Origin of the sequence: Rubrivirga sp., from assembly GCF_049648075.1 — a bacterium.
Classification (GTDB): Bacteria; Bacteroidota; Rhodothermia; order Rhodothermales; family Rubricoccaceae; genus Rubrivirga.
This window is the reverse complement of record NZ_JBARYR010000653.1, coordinates 1-4,996: the sequence shown is the minus strand read 5'-3', so window position 1 is coordinate 4,996 and position 4,996 is coordinate 1. Positions and strand designations below refer to the sequence as shown.

Genomic DNA, 4,996 nt, shown 5'->3' with positions numbered 1-4,996 from the left:
GCCGAGGACGGTGCCGATGGTGCTCTTGCGCGACACGCCGGCCAGGACTGGCCGGCCGTCCTCGACGAGCCGGTCCAGCTTTTCGATCAGGCGCAGGTTCTGCGCGACCGTTTTGCCGAACCCGAAGCCCGGGTCGACCACGACCTGGGGCACGCCCAGCGCCGTCGCCTTTTGGGCCGCGTCCCCAAGATCGCGGGCGACGTCCTCGACGACGTCTCGGTAGGTCCCGTCCGGCGCCGTCCCCCCGACGCCCTCGAGCGAGTGCATCACGATGAGCGGCGCCTGGTACTCCGCAGCGGCGACCGCCGTCCCGACGCCGTCCCGCAGGCCGGTCACGTCGTTCACCATGTGGGCGCCGGCCCGCAGCGCCTCCCGAGCGACAGCGCCCTTCGACGTGTCGACCGAGACCAGCACGTGGGGCAGGTCGCGCGCGATGGCCTCGACGACCGGCACGACGCGCTCCAACTCTTCGCCCAGACCGACGCGCGCGGCGCCGGGCCGCGTCGACTCTCCGCCGACGTCGATGATCTCGGCGCCTTCGTCGGCCATCTGGCCGGCCCGCTCGAGGGCGGCCTGTACGGTCTGGTAGCGTCCGCCGTCCGAGAACGAGTCCGGCGTCACGTTCAGCACGCCCATCATCACGCCGGCTCCCGGCGCGGCCTCGAGGACGCGGCCCCGGCAGTCCAGCACGTCGTGTCGGGGCGGGGCGGGAGCGGTGGCGGTCATGGGGACGGAGAAGCTACGACGGCGGCCCCCGCCCTCGAGGGCGGGGATCGGTGGTCATCGGCGAGAGGAGAAACCTGAGTCCTTCATAGGTCGTACACATTGTGCACCTGCGTGCCTACTCTGCCTCTCCCGTTTGCGCGCCCCTCTCGCGGCTCCACCAACCCTACGCGCCGTCCGACACACTCTCCCCCAGCGCCATGTACGTCCCCCGCACCCAGCAGATGCTGGACCAGTACCTCCACGAGATCGGTCAGATCCCGCTTTTGACTGCCGACGACGAGGTGGAGTTGGCGATCAGGATCAAGGAGGGAGACGAGGAGGCGCTGCACCGGATGGTCCGCTCCAACCTGCGGTTCGTGGTCTCGGTCGCGAAAAAGTACCAGGGGCAGGGGCTCACGCTCTCGGACCTGATCAACGAGGGGAACTACGGGCTCATCAAGGCCGCCCAGCGGTTCGATGAGACGCGCGGGTTCAAGTTTATATCCTACGCCGTTTGGTGGATCCGGCAGGCCATCCTGCAGGCCCTCGCGGAGCAGAGCCGGACGGTGCGCCTGCCGCTCAACCGGATCGGGACGATCTCGAAGATCCGCAAGGCCTCGGCGCGGTTGACGCAGGCCTACAAGCGCGCGCCCAACGTCGACGAGTTGGCGGCCGAGCTAGACCTGCCGGCGAAGAAGATCGAGGACACCCTCCGGCACCAGTCCCGTTCCCTGTCGATGGACGCGCCCTTTGGCGACGACGACGACAACAGCCTGCTGGACGTCCTGGCGGACGCGGCCAACGTCGAGCCCGACGGGGGGTTGGTCAACGAGAGCATCAAGATCGACGTCGAGCGGGCTCTGAAAGGCCTCAACCCTCGGGAAGCGGAGATCACACGTCTCTACTTCGGCATCGGGCGCGAGTCGCCGATGACGCTGGAGGAGATCGGGCAGGAGTACGAGCTGACGCGCGAGCGTGTCCGCCAGATCAAGGAGAAGGCCCTCCGCAAGCTGCGCCAGCGGGGCCGTCGCCACGAGCTCCGCGCCCACGTCGGCGGGTAGACGTCCTCGAGGTCGGACGGACCGCCGCATGGATCCCCGCGTGCGCGAGGAGGACTCCCGTTGGTGTTTGGTCAGCCATCGCCCTCGAGGTTGCCTCCGATGGACTCGGTACCGGGCTGTCATTGACGCCGCGCGCCGCGTCCTCGAGGACGACTCTGAGATCAGGACGGGGTGTCCGCCCTCGAGGCCGTCACTTTCCCGAGCACCAACCTCAACCTGTTGGGAGCTTGCCGGCCCCCGAACCCGGACTCGTGACTGACCCTTGGTGGCGCACCCGCCGCGACGCGCTCCTGACCCTGGCCGACGAGCAGACGCCGCGCTACGTCTACGACCTCGACACGGTCCGCGCCCAGGCCCGCGCGCTCCGCGCTGCGGTCCCCGCCGCCCGATACCTCTACGCCGTCAAGGCCAACGGCCACCCCGACGTGATCCGGGCGCTCTCCGACGAGGGGCTCTACCCCGAGTGCGTCTCGCTTTCCGAGATCGAGCACGTCCGGTCCGTCCTCGAGGTCGACCCGGCGGACGTGCTCTACACGCCAAACTTCGCCTCGCGCGCCGAGGTCGAGCGCTCCCTCGAGGCCGGTGTCCAGGTGACGATCGACAACGCGGCGACGCTCGGGGCGTGGGGCGAGATGTGGGCCGGGCACGACGTGTTCGTTCGTGTCGATCCCGGCGTGGGGAAGGGGCACCACGCCCACGTCCGCACCGCCGGCACGGCCTCCAAGTTCGGCGTCGACGCGTCCGACCTCGAGGGGCTGGCCGCGGCCGCCCGCGCCAAGGGCGTCCGCGTCGTCGGGCTGCACGCCCACGTCGGGAGCGGCGTCGACGAGACCGACGTCTGGGCGCAAACCGCCCGCATCCTGGCTTCCCACGCCGACGCGCACTTCCCCGACGTCCGTGTCCTCGATGTCGGCGGCGGGCTCCCCGTCCCGACCGGCGGGGCGTCGGCGTTCGACATCGAGGCCGCCGGTCGAGCGCTGGCCGCGTTCCAGGCCGAGCGTCCCGAGTTCGAGATCTGGGTCGAGCCCGGCCGCTACCTCGTCGCCGACGCGGGCGTGCTGGTCGCGCGCGTCACCCAGGTCAAACGCAAGGGGGACGTCCGCTACGTCGGCTTGGACGCGGGCATGAACTCCCTGGTGCGCCCGGCGCTCTACGGCGCCCACCACGACATCGTCAACCTGACCCGCCTGGACGAGCCCGATCTGGGGCCTGCCGAACTGGTCGGGCCGATCTGCGAGACGGGCGACGCGTTCGCGCACGGCCGCTCGTTCCCGAACGCCATCGAGGGCGACGTGGTCGTGATCGGGACGGCGGGCGCCTACGGGGCGGTCATGGCGTCGCACTACAACCGCCGTGCGCCGGCCGAGGAGGTGGTGCTGGCGTAGAGCGCGCGTCCTCGAGGACGACGGCTGGCTATTGCCAACACGAGTCATCCTCGCGCACGCGGGGACCCATACGGTGGACCGCTCGTCCTCGAGGTCGGTTCGGCCTCGAGGACGAAGGCCACATCTTGCTGCCGGGCTCGGCCTCGAGGACGGGCTACGCCTCCACGGCGTCCGACAACGGTCCGCGGACGAGCATCGTGGTCGCCGCCGCGGCGTCGCCGGCGAGTGCCAACTCGGCCTTGAGGGCGGACCGGTCGAGCGGCTTGGTGAGGTAGCCGTCCATGCCGGCCTCGAGGGCGACCTGGTCGTCGCCGTTGAGCGCGTTGGCCGTCAGCGCGACGATACGCGGCTGATACGCCTGCGGCACCGTAGACCGGATCTGGCGCGTCGCCTCGTGCCCGTCCATCCTCGGCATCTGGACGTCCATCAGGACGATGTCATACGCGTGCCCCTGCGCAGCGGCGGCTCTGACAGCTTCGAGGGTCTCGACGCCGTCCGCGGCGACGTCCGCGGAGTAGCCCAAGGCCTCGAGGGTTCGCACGGCCACCTTCTGGTTGATGACGTTGTCTTCTGCGAGCAAGACCCGTGTCGAGCGGACCGGCGCCGGCCCGGACGAGGCCGCCGACGGACGGCGCGTCACGTTGCTCGCCGGCGCGACGACGCGTGCGATCGTTCGGAGCAGGTGGCTCTCTTTGGCCGGCTTGACCAGCGAGGAATCGAACAGGTCCTCGTAGTCGTGCTCCGTCATCGAGCTGAGCAGGACCAACGGCGGGCACGCCGCGAGCTGGTCGCGGAAGGCACGGGCCGTCTCCACGCCGTCCATCTCCGGCATGTGCCTGTCGAGGACGACGACCTGGAACGGCCGACCCTCGTCCCTGGCCGCTCGGGCGGCCTCGAGGGCGCTCGCGCCCCCGTCTGCGAGCGTCACGTCTACGCCGGCCCGTCCGAGCTGGAGGGCGACCATGCGCCGGTTCGTCGGGTTGTCGTCCACGCACAGCGCGCGGAGCCCCTCGAGGGCGGCTGGGGGTGGCGAGGCCGGCGGTGCGATGTCGGTGGCCCCGACGACGACCTCGAAGGCGAACGTCGAGCCATGCCTGGGGTGCGGAGCCGCGACGCTCTCGAGGGTGATGTCGCCGCCCATCAGGTGGACCAGTCGGCGCGAGATCGCGAGGCCGAGGCCAGTTCCGCCGTACTTCCGCGTCGTCGATGCGTCGGCCTGGGTGAACGCCTGGAACAGATTTGCTTGCTGGTCGGGCGTGATCCCGATCCCGGTGTCGCGGACGGTGAACCGAACCCGGTGCCCGTCGCCCTCGGACGTCGCCGTGGCCGTCACCACGACCTCGCCGCTGCCGGTGAACTTGATGGCGTTCGACATCAGGTTGACGAGGACCTGGCGGATGCGGGTCACGTCGCCCTCGACCATCTCCGGGACCGAGTCGTCGGCGAAGTACGCCAGGTCGATCCCCTTCTCGCACGCGCGGCCGGCGAGCAGGTCTGTGGCGTCCTCGATGGCGCTGCGCACGCGGAACGGGGCCGCCTCGAGGTCGATCTTGCCGGCCTCGATCTTGGAGAAGTCCAGGATGTCGTTGATGAGCGTCAGCAAGGTGTCGCCCGAGGTCCTGATCGTCTCGACGAAGTCCTGCTGCTCCTCGTCGAGCGGCGTGTCGAGCAAGAGCGACGTCATCCCGATCACACCGTTCATGGGCGTGCGGATCTCGTGGCTCATCGTCGCCAGAAAGTCGCTTTTGGCCTGTGCGGCCTGGTCGGCGGCGCGGCGCGCGGTGTCGGCGGCGGCGCGCTGCGTGGCGAGTTCGGAGTTGGAGCGTTCGAGTTCGGCGTTCGACT

General features: G+C 70.2%; 4 protein-coding genes. 2 read left to right on the top strand and 2 right to left on the bottom strand.

Translation table 11 applies throughout. The features are described from left to right. Window positions 1–726 (bottom strand): dihydropteroate synthase (folP, locus tag WBA11_RS17630; protein WP_424521950.1); only part of this gene is annotated, 726 nt, incomplete at its 3' end. A gap of 197 nt (window positions 727–923) precedes the next feature. Between folP and WBA11_RS17625 the strand changes: the two genes are divergently transcribed. Both WBA11_RS17625 and lysA read left to right on the top strand, forming a co-directional pair. Beyond that, a complete protein-coding gene (locus WBA11_RS17625; RefSeq protein WP_424521949.1) occupies window positions 924–1,766 on the top strand; it encodes a sigma-70 family RNA polymerase sigma factor in 843 nt (280 codons plus the stop codon). Window positions 1,767–2,017: 251 nt separating this feature from the next. Beyond that, window positions 2,018–3,151 (top strand): diaminopimelate decarboxylase, encoded by a 1,134-nt coding sequence (gene lysA / locus WBA11_RS17620; protein WP_424521948.1) that lies wholly within the window; start codon window positions 2,018–2,020, stop codon window positions 3,149–3,151. 154 nt (window positions 3,152–3,305) lie between these two features. Here lysA and WBA11_RS17615 read toward each other — a convergent pair. Then, window positions 3,306–4,996 (bottom strand): response regulator (locus WBA11_RS17615; protein ID WP_424521947.1); only part of this gene is annotated, 1,691 nt, incomplete at its 5' end.